The organism is Streptomyces sp. SP17BM10 (assembly GCF_036322405.1).
GTDB lineage: Bacteria > Actinomycetota > Actinomycetes > Streptomycetales > Streptomycetaceae > Kitasatospora.
In genome coordinates this window covers 1-274 of sequence record NZ_JAQYXB010000632.1, presented here as the reverse complement: position 1 = coordinate 274, position 274 = coordinate 1, and the positions used below count along the sequence as shown (strand labels likewise).

At 70.1% G+C, this 274-nt stretch carries 1 pseudogene; it reads right to left on the bottom strand.

Going from position 1 to position 274, the window contains the following annotated elements:
• Positions 1-173: 173 nt before the first annotated feature.
• A pseudogene (locus tag PUR71_RS27095) lies at positions 174-274 on the bottom strand (glycerol acyltransferase); the annotation flags it as partial.

Here is a 274-nt window from a genome sequence, read left to right as displayed (position 1 = left end):
AGCAGCTGCCGACCGCCACGCCCAGTGCCGCCACCGGCGGCCAGCAGCAGGGCGTCGACGTGCCGCCGCTCATCCCGGGCCTGCTGCCCGGACTGCGGATCCTCGGCGGCTGACGCACCGGGTCGGCACACGACGGCCGAGCCAGAAGAACGCCGAGCTGGAACAACGCCGAGCTAGAAGAACACCGAGCGCCGCTGCACCAGCAGCTTGTAGAGCGTGTGCTGGATGGTCTCCCGCACCTCGTCCGCCAGGTCGAAGACCAGCATCGGATCGT